Here is a 19,143-nt window from a genome sequence, read left to right as displayed (position 1 = left end):
CACAACGGCTCCTTCACCGGCCAGGGCACCAAGGGCGCCATGGGCACCGCGTCGTACCCGAACCACGTCGCCACCGGTGGCGCCGACTGCGTCAGCTGTCACAGCAAGGCGGCCAGCGGCGGATATGTGAGCTGGGGCGGCGCGGCGTTCACCCACTCTGCGGCCAACACCAATTGCTCCGCCTGCCACAATGGTTCGAGCGCGAAAGGCCTGACCACCCCGCCGCATATTCCGGTGACGGGCGTGCAGTGCTCGAATTGCCACAGCAACACGGCGGCGAGCTTCGCCACCTACACGATGAGCCATGCTGCCGTGCATGCCACGCGCTGCGACAGCTGTCACAACGGCTCGTATCGCAGCCAGGGCCGCAGAGGTGCGCAGGGGCCGGATCACAGCGCCAAGACGCAGGATTGCGGATGCTGCCACGTGCGCGCCGCCGCCAACTTCTCCACCTGGGACGACGACCCGCAGAAGCCGGCAGCAGGCTGCTCCACGACGGCGCGGTCGGTGGTTCCGGCTCAGGCCCCGGCCGTCAAGGCGGTGACGCCGGCCTCGACCGCCAACCGGACGATGACGGCAGCAACGAATCCCGATGCAGCACCCGGTACGAGCGCCGCACCGGCTGCATCTCAGGCCGCTGCTGCCGCCAAGCCCGCTGCGCCATCCAGTTCGACGCTCCTGTTCAGCAGCAAGCCGCTGGCGAACACGGCTGCGACGTCGACGGCCCCGACAGCGGGGTCCGAAGCAGGGGCCTCCGCCAGTTCGTCCGGTTCCTCCAAGCCCGACAGTTCGGTCAAAGCTGGCGGCGCGACGACGTCCGTGCCGCAACCGTTGAGCACGCCGTCCCGAATGACATCCGCGACATCACCACTCTTGCCGAACGATCCCCGCGGCAGGCTCTTGCCCCCCACCGATACTGGTAGCGACTCGCCGGAAGCGAAGAATGCCGGTCGGCTTCCGTCGCTGCTGCCGACGTTCAATCCAAGGGCAGGGCTTGCCGGATCGAGCGCCACGGAGGCCGGCTCCAGATTCAATCACATGACGGCGCAAGGGCCATGCGCATCCTGCCATAACGGAATGACCGCGCCTGGCAAGCCGCCGAAGCACGTCGCAACCGCTGCGCCATGTGAGACCTGTCACAAGAGCACGACGACGTTCAGCGGCGCCCGGTTCAGCCATACTGGAACGACGGCGGCCTGCGCGAGCTGTCACACCGGCATGGCCGCGACCGGCAAGCCGCCGAAGCACGTCGCAACCACCGCGCCGTGCGAGACCTGCCACAAGAGCACGACGACGTTCAGCGGCGCCCGGTTCAGCCACACCGGCACGACGGCGGCCTGCGCGAGCTGCCACAACGGCATGGCCGCGACCGGCAAGCCGCAGAAGCACGTCACGACGAATGCGCCGTGCGAGACCTGCCACAAGAGCACGACGACGTTCAGCGGCGCCCGGTTCAGCCACACCGGCACGACGGCGGCCTGCGCGAGCTGCCACAACGGCATGGCCGCGACCGGCAAGCCGCAGAAGCACGTCGCGACCAGCGCGCCGTGCGAGACCTGCCACAAGAGCACGACGACGTTCAGCGGCGCCCGGTTCAGCCACACCGGCACGATGGCGGCCTGCGCGAGCTGTCACAACGGCATGGCCGCGACCGGCAAGCCGCAGAAGCACGTGGTCACCAGCGCGCCATGCGAGAGCTGCCACAAGAACACCGTGTCGTTCTCGGGCGCGCGGATGGATCACACCAGCCTGACTGCGCCGTGCGCCAGTTGTCACAACGGCTCCAATGCTACCGGCAAGTCGCCGAAGCACTTCGTGACCAACGTCCCCTGCGAGAGCTGCCACCGGACGGTGAGCTGGAACTCGGTCAATTACCGGCATATGTCGGCAAGCTATCCGAACCATAGCGCCGCCATTGGCTGCACCGCCTGCCACAGCGGCAATTCGCAAGCCGTCGTGTTCAAGTTCGCGGCCTACAAGCCCGACTGCGCCGCCTGCCACGCCAGTGATTTCCGCCCGCAGCAGCACGCCAAGCTCGTGAAGCCGGCGCCGATGGACTACACCGTCGCCGAGCTCAAGGACTGCACCGGCGCATGCCATATCTATGCTGACAAATCGCAGACCACCATCATCACCCGCCGCCAGCGGCAGCACCGGGTCAATGGAGGCGGCTGGTGATGCGCGGCTGCTTCGGACAAGCAGCGGCGGCGAGGTCGGCGGGATGCCTGATCAGTCTGCTGGCCGGCTTGCTCGCAATTCTGCTCGACGGAGCCTTTGGCGTCGCACCGGCCCAGCCGGTCATCGATCAGTTCGTCGCCAATGCAAATGCCACGACGATCGGAAACTGCAGCCTTCTGCGGGTCAACTTTCACGTTCGTGTCCGCTACACCGGGCATTTCCCGCTCGACCAAGGCAGCCAGCTCAGCGTCTCGCTGCAATTGGTCGATCGGGACGCAATCATGGCGCGCCGCCTGGTCAGGCGCGAAGGCGTGCGTGTCGACAACGCCCAGGGCTCCGGCATCCAGGACGTCTATCTGACGCTCGATCAGAACAGGGGACCAATCCTCGTCGTCCAGTTTGCCGGCGAGTTCAGCTATCAGATCGTCCAATCCGGCAGCTTCGAGCAGGTGGCGATCGTGGTGGCCCGAAAGGGTCCGGTGTCGGCGTGCAAGGTGAAAGCCCTGGTGCCGAGCGTAGCCGCTCCGGATGCGCCGAAACCGGTTGCGATCCCCGGCACGGCGGCGTCGGTCCGCAACGACAATCGCACGATGCAGCAGGCGTCCGCGGCGGACATCCGGTTTGCGGAGGCCTCGATGGACGAGGCTCGCGCGTCGATCAAGAAAGGCAATTTCAGCGCCGCGATCGATCTCCTGCGAAAGGTGCTGAAACTCCCCGAGAACGGCTCGAGCGCCGAGGCGCAGGAGCTGCTCGGCGTGGCGCGGCAGAAGGCTGGCCAGACCGCTGCCGCGCAGGCGGAGTATGAAGACTATCTGCGCCGCTATCCGAGCGGCGAGGGCGCCGAGCGGGTGAGGCAGCGGCTCGCTGCGCTTCTCACCGCGACCAGCAGCGCACCGGCACGGCCGCGCGACATGTCTTCTGTCACGCCCGAGGGCGGAGACATGGGGACAGGCATGCCGACCAAGGCGGCAGGGCCGAACGGCGACACCCGCTGGTCGATGTCGGGCAGCCTCTCGACCACCTTCATCACCAACGACACGACCAGCGCCGTCAAGGACAGGGCGATTGCGCCGAACCCGAATGCGGATCCCGACGCGCACCGGGTGCATCAGAACACGCTGCTGACCAATTTCGACTTTCTCGGCACCGCCGACAACGATCGCATCAGGACCAAGTTCAGGCTGGCGTTCACCCATGAGCGCCAGTTCGATACCGGAAACGACAAATACGGCGTCTCGACCGCCCAGGTTGACTACACGCTGAAGGAGGCCGACGTGACGCTACGCGTCGGACGGCAGTCCCGCAACACCGGCGGCGTGATCGGCCGCTTCGACGGCGCGGTGCTGAGCTGGCAGAAGAGCCCCGGGCTGCGCCTGAACGTGCTCGCAGGCTCGCCGAACTGGAGCCGTTTCGACGCACCGTTCAAGGATGGCAAGACGCTCTATGGCGCGAGCATCGACTTCGGCAAGATCCTGGGCGGCCTCGAGACCACGGTCTATCTGATCACGCAATACGACCGCAACATCGTCGACCGCCAGGCCATCGGAGCCGAATTCCGCTATTTCGACACCAACAAGTCGCTGCTCGGCCTGATCGACTACGACACGCATTTCCGCGCGCTCAATGCCGCCGTGTTCTCGGGAACTTATACGTTCGAGGACAAGTCGGTCGTCAACGCCTCGTTCGATTATCGAAGGGTGCCATTTCTCTCGACGTGGAATGCGCTGCAGGGGCAGCCGTTCCTCACGCTCTACGACATGATGAAGTTCAATACGGCCGGCGAGATCAGGCAGCTCGCGATCGACCGCACGCCGACGTTCCAGTCGGCGATGGTGAGCTATTCGCGGCCCCTGAACGAGACCTGGCAGGTCGCGGCCGATGCCACGGTGACCAATCTGACCGGCACGCTGCCCTCCGGAGGCGTCGACGGCACGCCGGCGAGCGGTCTCGAATATTATCTGTCGGCTCAACTGACCGGGAACGGCATCATCAAGCCGGGCGATCTGTTCATGGGCGCGCTGCGGTACGCGAGCCTGGCGGATTCGAAGTTCTACGTGCTCGATCTCGCCACGCGCTATCCGATCACGCCGGATCTCGCCATCAGCCCGCGGCTGCGGGCGGGGTACAGGTCCGGGACGAAGACCGACTTGAAAGAGTACACGATTCTGCCGTCGCTGCTGGTCAGCTATCTCTGGTCGAAGGAGATCAGCCTGGAAACGGAGATCGGCTACCGGTTCGTCGACAGCACGCTGGCCAACGTCAAGACGGCGACCAAGGACTTGTTCGCGACGGTCACGTTGCGGCGCGATTTCAACGCCGACGGTGTCACGAAGTGCAACGCCTCGATTGTCAGTTGCGCCTGGGCCAGGCCTGCGGCGCTGCAGGGCGGCCAGGGGGCGGGCTCGGGCGATATGCCGCTGCGGTCGCGCGCGTCGATCCTGCCGTCCTACATGCTGGAGACCGGAGTGCGCTACTGGTTCAGCTCCGGGCAGAATCGATACCGCTATTTCGCCGATCAGGCTGCGACGCTTCAGGTCTCCCGGCTCGCCTATGGCGGCATGACCGGGCACAGCGGCGAGATGTTCTTCAGGGTCGATGCGCTCGACGGCCCGTTCACCAACATGTTTCTGAAGGGCTATTTCGGAGCGGGCAAGATCAGCTCGGGCACGCTCGTCGACGAGGACTTTGCGCCCTTCGTCAATCCGTCGTCCAAGACCGTCAGCAGCGTGGGCGGGCGGCTGCAATACGCAAATCTCGATGTCGGTTTCAACCTGCTGGAGACGGACCGCTTCCGGCTCGGCGCCTTCGTCGGCTATCAATATTGGACAGAAACGGTCGACGCGCGGGGCTGCACCCAGGTGGGTGGCAATCCGACGATCTGCAGTCCGGCGCTTGGGGCAGGCGTGAAGGTTGTGACCGAGCAGGATCGCTGGCATAGCGGACGGGCCGGTGTCTCACTCGACACGCGGCTGTCGGACCGGCTGAGCTGGCAGGCGGAGGCCGCCTATGTCTGGACTTCGCAGAATGCGATCGACACGCACTATTTCACCTTCGGGCGCGATCCCGCCTCGGGACAAGGATCCGGATTCCAGGCCGAGACCGTGCTGAACTACCAGTTGACCGACAATTTCCGCATCGGCATCGGTGGGCGCTGGTGGCATCTCAGCACCAATGCGGTCGATTCGTTCAATCAGGTGCTGCGATATACGACGGAGCGTTATGGCGTGTTTCTCCAGGGCTCCTACCAGTTCAATCGGGCAAGATAGTCTGCTGGAGTCGTCCAATCATGAACTACCAGATGCGGCCGTTCGGCCTTCTCCCTGAATATGACGCGATGTTCCGCGGCGCATTGGATCGACTGCATCAGGAACGGCGCTACCGTGTCTTTGCGGACCTCGAACGCCTGGCGGGGCGCTATCCGTATGCGATCTGGCATTCGGAGGAAGGCAAGCGTGAGGTCGTGATCTGGTGCTCCAACGACTATCTGGGCATGAGCCAGCACCCGAATGTCATAGGAGCCATGATCGATGCCGCAGCGCGCATGGGCACAGGCGCGGGCGGCACCCGTAACATCGCGGGAACGAACCATCCGCTCGTCGCCCTCGAGCAGGAGCTGGCTGATCTCCACGGCAAGGAAGCCGCGCTGGTGTTTACCTCCGGCTACGTCTCCAACGATGCGGGGATATCGACGATCGCCAAGCTGCTGCCTGGGTGTTTGCTGCTTTCCGACGAGCTGAACCACAACTCCATGATCGAGGGGGTTCGCAAGGCCGGTGCTGAGAAGCAGATCTGGCAGCACAATGATCCTGAGCATCTCGAACGGCTGCTGCGGGCGGCAGATCCCGAAAGGCCCAAGCTCATCGTGTGCGAGAGCCTGTACTCGATGGACGGGGATGTCGCGCCTCTGCATCGAATTTGTGACTTGGCCGAGCGCTACGGCGCTCTGACCTATGTCGACGAGGTGCACGCGGTCGGGATGTATGGCCCGCGCGGCGGCGGCATAGCTGAGCGCGACGGGGTCATGGAAAGGATCGACATTGTTGAGGGCACGCTGGCAAAGGCCTATGGCTGTCTCGGCGGCTATCTTGCGGCTGGGGCGAACCTGATCGATGCGGTGCGCTCCTACGCCCCCGGTTTCATCTTCACGACGGCATTGCCGCCTCCGGTCTGCGCAGCCGCGACCGCTGCAATCCGGCATCTGAAAGCCTCGACAGCGGAGCGCGTCCGGCATCAGGATCGCGCAGCGCGGTTAAAGTCGGTCCTGACGGCAGCAGACCTGCCGGTGATGCCGAGCGAGAGCCATATCGTGCCGGTGCATGTCGGCGATCCCGAGAAGTGCAGGGCGGCTTCGGACCTGCTGATGTCGGAGCATGGCATCTACATCCAGCCGATCAATTACCCCACTGTCCGGCGAGGACTGGAACGCCTGCGTCTTACCCCGACGCCCTATCACGACGACGCGCTCATGGACCAACTGGTCCATGCGATGATGAAGGTGTGGGACAGACTCCATCTCTGTTACCGCCGGGAGAGCGGTCTCACGCGTGGGCATGAAGCGCCATAGCGCTGCCGGCGAAAGATTGGATCAGAAATCGGCGTCCGGCCGGTGTGCGGAAAGGCGGTCGTGCTTCAGCCACTGAACGAACGCACGTGTTCTCCCGCTCCGAGCGCACCATCCAACCTCTCCCTCCTTTCCAGTCCGTTTCCGATCTGTGTGCGGATGGCCGTGTCCAGCGACGAGCCCGAGCTGTCCGACGGCCGATGTCAGGCATCCGGCCGGATCAGCGCCAGGCCCGAGTCCGGATCGTGAAACTTGCGCAGATGTGCCGGCGTTTCGCTGATGATGATCTCGAGGGTCGGGCGGATGGCCCGACCTCATATAGGCGTAACCACCGAAGAAGTCCTCACCCTTGTCCTGCACGCCGATTTGATCGTGCCCGCCATGGTTGCGCTGAATTTGACTTCCACGAAGTGGTCATCGGATCGTTGTCTTCCGCGCTCTTATGCTAGGGAATGCAGCCAGAATCGGAGCGGCCCTCACCACAGCCGGAGATAGAATTGCGGCTGTCAGCCTGAATGAGAATCAACTACTTTAACGACGCAACCTGGACCATATGCAGCAATGAACCGTCGCGAGCGCCGAGCTTCACCCGCTAAAGTGAAGCTCCAACCTGTCAAGCCCGATGGTGCCGCGCTCTTCTATGACGCTGCTTTGCGCGATGTCACCGATGGCCGACATGCGGATGCCGAACGGTGTTGCCATATGGCGCTTGCGATCGACGGAGGGCATGCGCCGACCCTCAACTTGCTGGGCATCCTTGCCCTGCAGGGGCAGCAGTATGAAGCTGCATTGCAGTGGGTATCCCGCGCGCTCCAGCAGGATGTTCAGCCGCAGTACTTCCTGAGTTTTGGCACGGTGCTGCAGGTCTTGGGACGCTCGGATGAGGTGCTGAAGGTCGTCGACAAGGCGACGGCGCTCGGTCTCGAAAGCGCCGATCTGTGGATGCTGAGGGGGAACGCCCTCGTCAACCAGCAGCAGCTCGCCGACGCCGTGTCGAGCTTCCAACGTGTGCTGGAGCTGAATTCCAGGCATTGGGATGCCGCCAACCAGTGCGGCATCACGCTTCAACGGCTGGGGCGGATCGACGACGCGCTTACCTATCTCGATCTGAGCGACGTCTTGCGGCCCAACCATGTCCCGACACTCTTGATGCGTGGCGCGCTTCTGAACGGCTTGAAGCGCTTCGACGAGGCCCTGACGATCTGCCAGCGAGCTCACGCCATCGAACCGGAAAACTCCGACATCTGCGTCAAGACCGGCATCGTGTTGCGGACGATGTGCCGAGACGAGGACGCGTTGGAATGGTTCGAGCGAGCCCTGGCTCTGCAGCCGGGTTCAAGGGATGCGCTGCACGACAAGGCCTCCGTGCTGACGAAGCTCCGTCGGTTCGACGAGGCGTTCGAGATCTACAGGCAGTTGAAGGGGGCCGATCCGAGAGACGCGCTGGCCGATCTTGGAACGGCTCATTTGAACCTGTTGTTGGGAAATCTCGACGCGGGCTGGTCTGGCCGGGAGGCCCGTTGGAGCCTGCCGAGCTCTTATCCGCGCTTCCGGCGACCCATGTGGCTCGGCCAGGATGGCATCGCGGGACAAACCATCGTCATCGCCGCCGATGAAGGACTGGGCGATACGATCCAGTTTGTCCGCTACGTGCCGATGGTCGCAGCGTTGGGCGCGCGCGTCATCCTTGCCGTTCAAAAGCCGTTGCTTCCACTGTTGTCGAACATGCCAGGCATTTCGCAATGTATTCCGGTCTCGGAGGCCGCCGACCTTGCGGGGGTGGATGCCCATTGTCCGATCATGAGCCTGCCGTTTGTCTTTCGGACGACACTGGCCACGATTCCAGCGCCGGTGTCCTATTTGCCGGCGCCTGATCCGGATCGGATCCAACTCTGGCAGGAGCGCCTTGGCACGCCCGAGAAATTGCGCGTCGGCCTGGTCTGGTCAGGCAACCCCAATCATCTCGACGACCACAATCGCTCCATCCCGTTGCGCACGTTGTCCCGCCTGCTCGGCGCGGATGCGGCGTTTGTCAGCCTGCAGAAGGAGCCGAAGGCCGAAGACAAGGCCGTGCTCCAGGAGACGAGCGGGATCGTGGACTTGACGGGTCAACTTGCCGATTTCGCCGATACCGCCGCGCTGATCTCATGTCTGGATCTCGTGATCACGGTCGATACCAGTGTCGCTCATCTCTCCGGCGCGCTTGGCTGTCCGACCTGGACGCTTCTGTCGTACACGCCGGACTATCGCTGGCTGCTCGATCGTGACGACAGCGTCTGGTATCCGCGCATGCGCCTGTTCCGTCAGCGCGAAAGGCGCGATTGGGGCGAAGTCATCGATCAGGTCGGAGATGCGCTTCACGAACTGGTTGGGGCGAGGGCGCCGTCCCCGCCGGTCTCGAGCGATGCGATCGCGTGATCCGTCGCCGCTTCAATTCGACGGCTGGCGGCTTGCCGTCAGCTGCTGCCGGTAGCGTTCGGCGTCCCAGTTGAGCAGCAACTGCTCGTGCTGAGACGAGAGATAGCCGATATCGGCCGATAACGGCAGGCGGCTGGTCACGAGCGCGAGGCAGCTCAGCATGGCCTCGGCGCCCGGGCTGGCGTCGCTGCGGATGAGGGCGCCGAGACCCGGCGCGAGGGCCGCGACGGGCGCGGGCAGGCGGCTCGCGTCCGCCCGTGCGAGCAGCGTGGCGAGGCCGCCGGCGCTCTCGATCGTCGGCAGGCCCGGGCCGAGAAACACGACGTGGTCCGGATACAACGAGCCGCCGGTCGCGATGGCGCGGCTGAAAGGATCGGTGGCGATGCCGTGGCTACCAGCATCGTGCGGCAGGCGATAGGCGGTGCCGGCGCACAGACGGCGCAAGGCCGCGGCGTCGGCAGCGGGCGCCGGGCGCACCGGCAGCGCCAGCCTGCGCTCGACGTCATGGACCAGCGCCTCGGCCTGATCGCAGCTTTCGGCACCAACGACGAGGCCGTGATTGCCGAGGATCAGCACGTCGATGCAGTCGCGCGCGACGATGGTGCTCACTGCGCGCGCCAGCGGCAGTCCGGGATGAAAGTAGTCGAGATGGCGCCAGGCGAGCCCGTCCAGCCGCGCCGCAAATTCATCGCGCGCATCGCGCCGCGCCGCCCAGGCGATGGTGTTGACGGCATGCACGTGCAGCACGACCCGGTGCGGCAGCAGCGCATGCAGCGCGGTCTCGATCGAGGCGCGCAGGGGGCCGGGAGCGGCCAGCGGAATGCGCTCGTCATCAGCGGCGAGCGCATCGCGCGCCGCAGGCAGGAGAACAGGCACGAAGATGTCCTTCGCATCGGCGTCGGCCAGCCAGGTGCCGGACGCCTTCACCCACAGCACATCATCCTGCTTGAGCGAGGAGTTGCCGCCGGCGCCTTGCACCAGCTCGATGTTGCGGCCGACCCGCGCCGACATCCGGCGCAAATCATCAAGCTCGGCAGGCTCGCGCATTTCGCGTCTCCTTCTCACCACACCAGGTGCTGCATCGTCCAATTCGGCATGCGGCCGGGCGAAGCTGCGAGCTTGCGCGTTGCCGCAGCGAGGTCGGGCGCACCGGCCAGCGTCGTGCGATGCACGCCATCGCCGAGCAGCAGGCTTTGCAGGCCTGCGGCGCGGGCGCCGGCGACGTCATGGTCGAGCGAGTCGCCGATCATCAGCACGCGGTGCGGGTCCGGATCGCCGAGCTGCTCCAGCGCCGCCGCGAAGATCGGCGCATGCGGCTTGCCGACGAAGCTCACCGGGCCGCCGAGCCACTCATAGGCGCGCGCCAGCGTGCCGGGCGCCGGCATGAGGCCGGCCGCACCGAACATCATCAGGTCGGGATTGGCGCAGATCATCGGCACGCCCCGCGCGGCCGCGCCGGTGAATCGATCGCGCCAGAGGTCGGGCTCGGCGAGGTCGTCATCGAGGCCGCCGAGCAGGATGAAGTCGGCGTCACGCATATCCGTCACGAGGACGAGGTCGAGCCCGTCGATCAGCGAGCAATCGCCGCCCCGGGTGATCAGGAAGCAGGCATTGCCACAATCGGTGAAGGGTTCGCGGGCGCGGTCGCGCAGGCCGGTCCATGTCACCTCGCCCGAGGTGAGAATGCCGTCATAGGTCGAGCGCGGCAGGCCGAGCCGGGCGAGGCGCTCGGCATTGGCGCTCGCGCGCTTGCCGGAGTTCGACAGCACCAGGATATGCTTGCCGGCCTCGCGCAGCCGCAGGACGCAGTCATGTGCGGCGGGAAGCACCGTCCTGCCGTCATGCAACGTGCCCCATTGGTCGAGCAGGACGTGATCGAACCTGTCGGCGATGGCGGACAGGCCGCTGATCTCGCACGCCGCCGCCGTCATCGTGGCGGTCCCTGCAGCGCCAGCAGCGCGGTGCCGTAGCTCGCTTCGGTCTGCGCGGCGACGCTGACGGGCACGCCGACGATGCGCCGGCGGATATCGGTCCAGGCATCATTTCGGGCGCCGCCGCCGATGCTGATCACCCGCCGTAGCGCCGGCGCGCCGAGCGCGTGAAGACGCTGATAGGCCAGCGCTTCCACGCCGGCAATTCCTTCGAGCAGCGCCTGGAAGAAGCGATGATCCTCGGCCGGACGTGGCGTGATCCGCGGCGCCAGCGCGGGATCTGCGATCGGAAAACGTTCGCCGGGTTTGGGCAGCGGATAGTAGTCGAGCCCGGTCGGCTCGTCGGGGCGGAGCAACGGCGTCATGCGGTCCATGTCGGCGGCGGTGAAATGCGCAAGCAGCGCGGCGCCACCGGAGTTCGATGCGCCGCCGGCGAGCCATTTGCCGCCGAGGCGATGCGAGTACACGCCCTGATCGGCGGCGAAGATCGGCTGCGTCGCGATCAGCTTCACCACCAGCGTGGTGCCGAGCGAGGTCACCGCATCGCCCGGCGCATCGGCGCCGGTGGCGATGAAGGCGGCGACGCCGTCGGTGGTGCCGGCGACGATGCGCGCCGACGGCGACAGACCGAGCGCGCGCGCGGTCGACGGATCGATATCGGCGAATGGCGTGCCCGGCACGAGAACGCTCGGCAGGACGTCGCGAGGAACGCCGAGCTGATCCATCCAGCGCGGCCATTCGCGCCTGACGGGGTCATAGCCAAGCTTCAGGGCGTTGTTCTCATCGCTGACGCCGTGATGGCCGGCGAGGCGTCCGGCGATCCAGTCGGCCTGGTGCACGGCTTGTCGCGCGCCGCTCGTGGAGGCGAGCAGATGCAGCAGCTTGGCGAGCGGGCTGCTCGTGCCATGCGCACCGCTCTCGGGCGGCGCGATTGCGGCGATGCGCCTGGCCTCGTCGACGGCGCGGGCATCATTGTACATCAGGCCGAGCGAGCGGGGCCGCCCGTCGGCGTCGATCAGCAGCAAGGTGCCGGAGGTGCCGTCGACCGCGATGCGCGCGACGGCGCCGAGATCGACGATCCTGCCGAGCTTGTCGAGCGCCGCGACCGTCGCCTGCCACCACAGCTCGGGATCCTGGTCGATGGCGTTGCCGTCCTGACGCGGCGCGACCAGCGGAACGGAGGCTGCGCCCTTGATCTCGCCGCTGATATCGACGGCGCAGGCGCGCACACCGCTCGTGCCCACGTCGATGCCGACAAACAACTCCGTCATGCGACCTCATCCCGTTGTGAGCCGGCGAGCATGGCTGTGCTCGCCCGGCGCGTCATCCCTGACGCGCTGCAGCACGTTTGGGGGATTGACGGCCGGACCGGCGTCTGCAATTTTTTGCAAGGTGTGAAGAATTTTGCAAGCAGGCATTCAGGCGTGACGACAGCTTCCGACAGGGCGCCCATGGTGGACGGCGAGGCCTCGCTCGCGACGCGCGCCGCCTGGCTGTATTTCGCGGCCGGGCTGACGCAGTCGGAGGTCGCCGACCGCCTCAACATCCAGAGCACCAAGGCGCATCGCCTGATCGCGCGGGCCAGCCGCGAGGGTATGATCCGTGTCTTCGTCGAGGGTCCCGTCGCCGAATGCGTCGCACTCGAGAACGCGCTGGCCGAACGCTACGGGCTCGACTTCTGCCGTGTTGCGCCGGATCTCGGCGAGGGCGATCTGCCACTGAAGGCGCTGGCGTTGGAGGGCGCGAGCTTCCTGCGCCAGGTGCTGGAGCGCGGCGACGACAAGATCATCGGCGTCGGCCACGGTCGCACGCTTGCGGCGGTGGTGGCGCAACTGCCGCAGACGCCGGCGCGCGACGTGCAGTTCGTGTCGCTGCTCGGCGGCCTGACGCGCAAATTCGCCGCCAACCCGTTCGATGTGATCCATCGCCTGGCCGAGCGCACCGGCGCCGAAGCCTATCTGCTGCCGGTGCCGGTGTTCGCCAACTCCGTCGCCGATCGCCGCGTGCTGATGCAGCAGTTCGGCATATCGGACGTGTTCGCGCTGGCGCAGCGGGCGTCGCTGCTGTTCGTCGGCATCGGCCAGATCCATGCCGACGGCTTCCTGGTGTCGAGCGGCATGATCAAGCCGGACGAGGTCGTCGAGCTGAAGCGCGCCGGCGCCTGCGCCGATCTGCTCGGGCATTTCTTCAACGCCCAGGGCGAACTGCTCGATCTCGATCTTTCGGCGCGCGCCACCTCGATGGCCGCTGCCGATCTGAAGAAACACCGCATCGTCGCCATCGGCGGCGGCGAGGCAAAGATCACGGCCCTGCGCGCGGTGCTGCGCAGCGGCTTCCTGAACGGTCTCATCATCGATGAGGTAACCGCTCAGGCATTGGCGACCGACAAGCCGGAGAAAACATCCGGCAACTCCAAGAACAAGAGTCGGAAGGGCAGGTAACGCGAACACGTTTCTACAAAAAACAAAGGGAGGGTTGAATGTACGATCGTGAGAAGAATCTCTTTGCGGCCTATGCCGGCAAGCGCATCAGCCGGCGTGATCTGCTCGACGGCGCTGCCAAGCTCGGCATCGCCGGTGTCGCCGCCAATGCCGCCTTTGCCTCGGCGATGTCGAGGGCGATGGCCGCTGACTTCAACTGGAAGGCCCATAGCGGCAAGACCGTCAAGCTGCTCTTGAACAAGCATCCTTACGTCGATGCGATGATCGGCGACATCGAGGCGTTCAAGAGCCTCACCGGCATGAACGTCACCTACGACATCTTCCCCGAGGACGTCTATTTCGACAAGGTGACGGCGGCGCTGTCGTCGAAGTCCGATCAGTACGACGCCTTCATGACCGGCGCCTACATGACCTGGACCTACGGTCCGGCCGGCTGGATCGAGGACCTCAACGCCTACATCAAGGATCCGGCCAAGACCAATCCGGCGTTCGCCTGGGACGATGTGCTGCCGGGCCTGCGCTCCTCCACCGCCTGGGACGGCGTCGCTGGCTCCGAGCTCGGCTCCGGCAAGGCCAAGCAGTGGTGCATCCCGTGGGGCTACGAGCTCAACAACATCACCTATAACCGCAAGATCTTCGACAAGGTCGGCGTCAAGCCGCCCACCAATCTCGACGACATGCTGGAGGTCGCGGCCAAGATCACCAAGGACGCTGGCGGCCCCTATGGCGTCGGCGTGCGCGGTTCGCGCTCGTGGGCGACCATCCATCCGGGCTTCCTCTCGGCCTACGCCAATTTCGGCCAGAAGGACTTCGTGATGGAAGGCGGCAAGCTGAAGGCCGCGATGAACACCAAGGCCTCCAAGGACTTCCACGAGAAATGGGTCAAGATGATCCAGGGGGCGGGTCCGAAGAACTGGTCGACCTACACCTGGTATCAGGTCGGCACGGACCTCGGCGCCGGCGCCTCCGGCATGATCTTCGACGCCGACATTCTCGGCTACTTCATGAACGGCGGCGAGAACAAGGAGCGCGGCAATCTCGGCTACGCGCCGTTCGCGGCCAATCCGGCCGCGAAGGCACCGACGCCGAACGTCTGGATCTGGTCGCTGGCGATGTCGAGCTTCTCCAAGCAGAAGGATGCGGCCTGGACCTTCATGCAGTGGGCGGCCTCCGTCGAGCACGATCTGTTCGGTGCCCGCAAGATGGATTTCGTCAATCCGGTCCGCGCTTCCGTGTGGAAGGACGGCGAATTCCGCGACCGCATCGCCAAGTCCTATCCTGGCTATCTCGAGCAGCATGACCTGTCGGCACCAGGTGCGAAGATTTACTTCACGGCGCAGCCGCTGTTCTTCGACCTCACGACGGAGTGGGCGGCCTCGCTGCAGAAGATGGTGGCCAAGGAGATCAGCGTCGATGAGGGCCTCGACAAGCTTGCCGAGAGCATCAACCGTCAGCTGAAGCAGGCCGGCCTCGGCTGAGGCCGCGCCGCATCTCCCATGACCGCCTGCCGGCCCGGATGCTCCCCACAAGCGTCCGGGTCGGCCCCATCCCGCGCTGATGTGATCACGCCTGTCATGAGCATGGCCCAACTTGTCGAGACCAAGGCGACGCCGCGCCGCACGAAACGCTGGCGCGGCCGGCTGCTGCCGTATCTGCTGAGCCTGCCGGCGCTGCTGGTCTGCATCGCCATCCTGGTGCCGTTCGTGACCGCTGCGGTCTATTCATTGCAGCGCTACCGGCTCAATCTGCCGTATCTGCGCGGCTTCATCGGCATCGACAACTATATCGACTTCCTGTCCGATCCGGCGTTCTGGAACACGCTGCGCATCTCGCTGGTCTATACCGCGGTGACCGTCATCGCCGAGCTGCTGCTCGGCCTCGGCATCGCGCTGCTGCTGCGACGTCCCACGCGCTTCCACAACGCCGTCTCGATCATGCTGCTGCTGCCGCTGATGACGGCGCCGGCGATCGCCGCGCTGATGTGGAAGCTGATGACCAATCCGAGCTTCGGCATCCTGTCCTATCTGGTCGGGCTGCTCGGCGTGCACGACTTCAAATGGGCATCCGATCCGTCGACCGCGCTGTTCACCGTCGTCCTGGTCGACGTCTGGGTCTACACGCCGTTCATCATGATCCTGCTCCTGGCTGGTCTGCGCTCGCTGCCGCGGCAGCCGTTCGAGGCGGCGGCGCTCGACGGCGTGCCGGCGAGCTTCGTGTTCTTCCGCATCACCCTGCCGATGCTCGCGCCCTACATCATCACCGCCTCGCTGTTCCGGCTGCTCGATTCGATCCAGCAGTTCGACATCGTCTATGCGATGACGCAAGGCGGGCCAGGGGACCGGCTGATGGTGTTCCAGGTGCAGGCGTATCTCGAGTTCTTCCAGTACACCAATGTCGGACGCTCGGCGGCGCTGCTGATGATCCTGTGGCTGATCACCAACATCCTGTCGAACATCTTCATCAAGAACTGGTTGCGGCTGCGCGCGCGCGCCCACGGTCACGCCTGAGGGAGAGACATCATGGATCACTCCAGTCTGGCAGGGCGCATCTTCCGTGGCATCGCGCTTGCGTTGGTGCTTCTGTTCTTCATGTTTCCGATCGTCTGGATCCTCCTGATGTCGTTCCAGACCAATGAGCAGATCCTGCGCATCCCGCCGCGCATCCTGTTCGAGCCGACGTTCGCCAATTATGAGGCGCTGATCTCGGGCCAGCTCAAGACCGCCGCCGGCAATCTGCAGCTCACCTTCATGCGCAATCTGATGAACAGCTTCGTGCTGTCGAGCGCGTCGGTGATCCTGGCGCTGCTGCTCGGCGTCCCCGCGGCCTATGCGTTCGCGCGTTTCAAGTTCCGGCTCGGCGAGACCATCGCCTTCACGCTGCTGTCGTTCCGCTTCGCGCCGCCGCTCCTGGTGCTGCTTCCGCTGTCGCTGTACTACCAGCAGCTTGGCCTCAACGACACCTATTTTGGCATCGTCTGGGTCTACCAGCTGATCGCGCTGCCGCTGATCCTGTGGATCGTGCGCGGCTATTTCGAGGACATCAGTCCGGACATCGAGCACGCCTACCGGCTCGCGGGGCATTCCTGGCGCGAGGCGTTCACCCGCATTGCCGTGCCGCTGGCCGGGCCCGGCATCGCCGCGGCGGGCCTGCTGTCCTTCATCTTCTGCTGGAACAACTTCGTCTTTGCGCTGATCCTGGCCTCGGCCGACAAGCAGCCGGTAACGGTCGGCGCATTGGCCTTCGTGACGGCGTCCGGTATCCAATACGGCCAGATCGCCGCCGCGATCGTGCTGTCGGTCACCCCGACATTGCTGCTCGCGCTCTATGCGCAGCGCTATCTGGTCGAAGGTCTCTCGCTCGGTGCAGTGAAGGGTTGAGGATACATGGCGCGTCTCGAACTCCAATCGGTCGACAAGAGCTTCGGCGCCGCAAGCTGCGCCAAGGGCGTGTCGCTGACGGTCGAGCCCGGCGAGATCGTCGCGGTGTTCGGCCCGTCCGGCAGCGGCAAGACCGTGCTGCTGCGGATGATTGCCGGCATGTTCGAGCCTGACGGCGGCGACATCCTGGTCGGCGGCCGCTCGATCGTCGACGCGCCGCCGGAGCAGCGCGGCATCGGCATGGCGTTCCAGAATTTTGCCCTGTTTCCGCACATGAGCGCGCGCGACAACATCGCCAGCGGGCTGCGCGCGACGGGCGCGGCCGACATTGCGGTCAAGGTTGCGGCAATGAGCCGGCTGTTGAAGATCGAGCATGTGCTCGGCCACAAGCCTCGTGAACTGTCCAACGGCCAGAAGCAGCGCACCGCGCTGGCGCGCGCGCTGATCGGCAATCCCGGGGTGCTGTTGCTCGACGATCCCTTGCGCAACGTCGATGCCAAGCTGCGCTATGAGATGCGGTTGGAGCTGCCGAGCCTGCTGCGCAGGAGCTCTGCGGCGGTGCTTTACGTGACGCAGGACTATCGTGAGGCGATGGCAATCGCCGATCGCATTGCCGTGCTGATCAATGGCCGCCTGGTGCAGGTGGCGCGTCCGGAGGAGATCTATGCGCGGCCGGCGTCGGTCGCCGTGGCCCGGCTGTTCGGCGATCCCAGCATCAATCTTGCCGAGGTCACGCCGGTGGCGGAGCAGGGGCGGCTGACCGCATCTGTTGCCGGGACGCTGATCCGGCTGGATGCGGACGGCGTGCCGTCCAATATGCGTGAGCGTTGCTGGCTTGGCGTCCGGCCCGACGATGTCGTGGTGACGCGTGATGGCGGCGAGGGTGTGATCCCGGCGCGGATCGTCGCGGTCACGCCGATCCACGAGCGCGCCGTGGTGCTGCTGCGCTTCGCCGACGGATCCGAGTGGCTGGCGGCGCAGGCGCCCGAGGCGCTGGAGGCGCATGCCGACGAGGACGTGTTCGTGCGGTTCGCGCCGGAAGCGGCGTTGCTGTTCGACCACGCCACGGGCGAGCGCATCGGCCTGGCGCCGCGGCGGCAGGCGGCGTGAGGATCGGGGATGGGCATGCTCGAAATCCGCAACGTCGACAAGGTCTATCACAGCCGGGGCAAGCCGCCGGTTCATGCCGTGCGCGCGCTCGATATGGAGGTGAAGGCCGGCGAGATCGTCGCGCTGCTCGGCTCTTCCGGCTGCGGCAAGACCTCGACGCTGCGCATGATCGCCGGCTTCGAGAGCGTCAGTTCAGGGTCGATCGCGCTGGCGCAGCGGACGATCCATGATCTGGCGCCGGCGAAGCGCAAGGTGGCGATGGCGTTCGAAGGCTATTCGTTGTACCCGCCGCTCACGGTGCGTGAGAACATTGCGTTCGCGCTGAAGGCGCGGCAATTGTCGCGCGCCGAGATCGCGCAACGCGTTGTCAGCATTGCCCGCCTGGTGGAGATCGAGGACATTCTCGATCATCATCCCCACGCGCTTTCCGGCGGACAGCAGCAGCGGGTGTCGCTGGCCCGAGCGCTGGTGCGTGATGCCGACCTCTATCTGCTCGACGAGCCGATGGGCCAACTGGAGCCGCAGCTGCGTGCCGTGCTGCGCGGCCGCATCAAGGGTCTGCTCGCCGAGCGCGGCATGACGGCGATCTTCGTCACCCATGACCAGACCGAGGCGAGCGCACTTGCCGATCGCATCGCCGTCATGGAAGACGGCGTGCTTCAGCAGTTCGCCAGCGAGCGGGAGCTGAAGAACCGCCCGGCCAATCTGTTCGTCGCGAGCTTCATTGGCGAGCCGCCGATGAACCTGATGGAGACTGTGGTGACGCAGGAGGAAGGCGGGTTCCGCCTGTCTGTGGGCTCCGATGTTGCCTTTCACATCCCCGGGCAGACGTTGGACGCGGCGGGACAGCAGACGCTGGTGCGGGCCGATCGGATCAAGGTCGGCATCCGGCCGCAGCGGATCGCGATCGGCAGCGGCGAGGCGCGGCTGCGCGTGGTCTCCAACCAGTGGCTCGGCGATCAGTCGCATATTGCGGGCGAGTGCGCCGGTCATCTGCTGGTCGGCGTGACATCCAGCAAGGTCGCGGCGCGACCGGGCGACGTCGTGCCCTGCGCGCTGGAGTCACGCCATCTCCATATTTTCGGCGCCGACGGCGTTTGCGTCCGCCACGCGGAGGCGCGCTGAAC

General features: G+C 65.6%; 12 protein-coding genes and 1 pseudogene. 10 read left to right on the top strand and 3 right to left on the bottom strand.

Going from position 1 to position 19,143, the window contains the following annotated elements:
• The 4 genes and pseudogenes from QX073_RS21340 to QX073_RS21325 form a co-directional block, all read left to right on the top strand.
• Nucleotides 1-2,178 (top strand): annotated as a pseudogene (locus tag QX073_RS21340) (hypothetical protein); the annotation flags it as partial.
• Nucleotides 2,178-5,444: a hypothetical protein gene (locus tag QX073_RS21335; RefSeq protein WP_316226310.1), complete on the top strand. Its 3,267-nt coding sequence runs from the start codon at nucleotides 2,178-2,180 to the stop codon at nucleotides 5,442-5,444. The pseudogene QX073_RS21340 and the gene QX073_RS21335, both read left to right, overlap by 1 nt.
• Before the next feature lie 20 nt (nucleotides 5,445-5,464).
• Nucleotides 5,465-6,742 (top strand): 5-aminolevulinate synthase, encoded by a 1,278-nt coding sequence (gene hemA / locus QX073_RS21330; RefSeq protein ID WP_315753015.1) that lies wholly within the window; start codon nucleotides 5,465-5,467, stop codon nucleotides 6,740-6,742.
• A gap of 558 nt (nucleotides 6,743-7,300) precedes the next feature.
• Nucleotides 7,301-9,157, top strand: coding sequence for a tetratricopeptide repeat-containing glycosyltransferase family protein (locus QX073_RS21325; RefSeq protein WP_315753014.1), 1,857 nt, complete (start codon nucleotides 7,301-7,303; stop codon nucleotides 9,155-9,157).
• A gap of 12 nt (nucleotides 9,158-9,169) precedes the next feature.
• Here QX073_RS21325 and QX073_RS21320 read toward each other — a convergent pair whose 3' ends face one another.
• From QX073_RS21320 to QX073_RS21310, 3 genes are read right to left on the bottom strand one after another with little or no spacing between them, the layout of a single operon-like run.
• Entirely contained in the window at nucleotides 9,170-10,204 is a 1,035-nt protein-coding gene (locus tag QX073_RS21320) for a class II aldolase/adducin family protein (RefSeq protein ID WP_315718341.1), read from the bottom strand.
• A 14-nt stretch (nucleotides 10,205-10,218) separates the two neighbouring features.
• Entirely contained in the window at nucleotides 10,219-11,088 is an 870-nt protein-coding gene (locus QX073_RS21315; RefSeq protein ID WP_316193095.1) for a TIGR01459 family HAD-type hydrolase, read from the bottom strand.
• Complete coding sequence (locus QX073_RS21310; protein WP_316203319.1) at nucleotides 11,085-12,359, bottom strand: FGGY-family carbohydrate kinase; 1,275 nt, start codon at nucleotides 12,357-12,359, stop codon at nucleotides 11,085-11,087. Before QX073_RS21310 ends, QX073_RS21315 begins: the two co-directional genes overlap by 4 nt.
• 180 nt (nucleotides 12,360-12,539) lie before the next feature.
• Between QX073_RS21310 and QX073_RS21305 the strand changes: the two genes are divergently transcribed.
• The 6 genes from QX073_RS21305 (at nucleotide 12,540) to QX073_RS21280 (ending at nucleotide 19,141) form a co-directional block, all read left to right on the top strand.
• Nucleotides 12,540-13,529 (top strand): sugar-binding transcriptional regulator, encoded by a 990-nt coding sequence (locus QX073_RS21305; RefSeq protein ID WP_315718398.1) that lies wholly within the window; start codon nucleotides 12,540-12,542, stop codon nucleotides 13,527-13,529.
• Between the two features lie 38 nt (nucleotides 13,530-13,567).
• The gene (locus QX073_RS21300) at nucleotides 13,568-15,007 is read left to right on the top strand and encodes an extracellular solute-binding protein (protein WP_316202714.1); all 1,440 of its coding nucleotides are present in this window, start codon (nucleotides 13,568-13,570) and stop codon (nucleotides 15,005-15,007) included.
• A 102-nt stretch (nucleotides 15,008-15,109) separates the two neighbouring features.
• Nucleotides 15,110-16,036: a sugar ABC transporter permease gene (locus QX073_RS21295; protein WP_315753025.1), complete on the top strand. Its 927-nt coding sequence runs from the start codon at nucleotides 15,110-15,112 to the stop codon at nucleotides 16,034-16,036.
• A gap of 12 nt (nucleotides 16,037-16,048) precedes the next feature.
• Nucleotides 16,049-16,906, top strand: coding sequence for a carbohydrate ABC transporter permease (locus QX073_RS21290; RefSeq protein WP_315718345.1), 858 nt, complete (start codon nucleotides 16,049-16,051; stop codon nucleotides 16,904-16,906).
• Nucleotides 16,907-16,912: 6 nt separating this feature from the next.
• Nucleotides 16,913-18,016, top strand: a complete 1,104-nt coding sequence (locus QX073_RS21285) for an ABC transporter ATP-binding protein (RefSeq protein WP_315827286.1) — start codon at nucleotides 16,913-16,915, stop codon at nucleotides 18,014-18,016.
• 15 nt (nucleotides 18,017-18,031) lie between these two features.
• On the top strand, nucleotides 18,032-19,141 hold the full coding sequence (locus tag QX073_RS21280) for an ABC transporter ATP-binding protein (protein ID WP_315753024.1): 1,110 nt from the start codon (nucleotides 18,032-18,034) through the stop codon (nucleotides 19,139-19,141).
• The last annotated feature ends 2 nt before the right edge of the window (nucleotides 19,142-19,143 follow it).

It is taken from the genome of Bradyrhizobium sp. SZCCHNS3052, from assembly GCF_032484495.1.
In the GTDB taxonomy this organism is placed as follows: Bacteria; Pseudomonadota; Alphaproteobacteria; order Rhizobiales; family Xanthobacteraceae; genus Bradyrhizobium.
The sequence above is the reverse complement of the archived record's forward strand: the minus strand, read 5'-3'. Positions and strand labels throughout refer to the sequence as shown.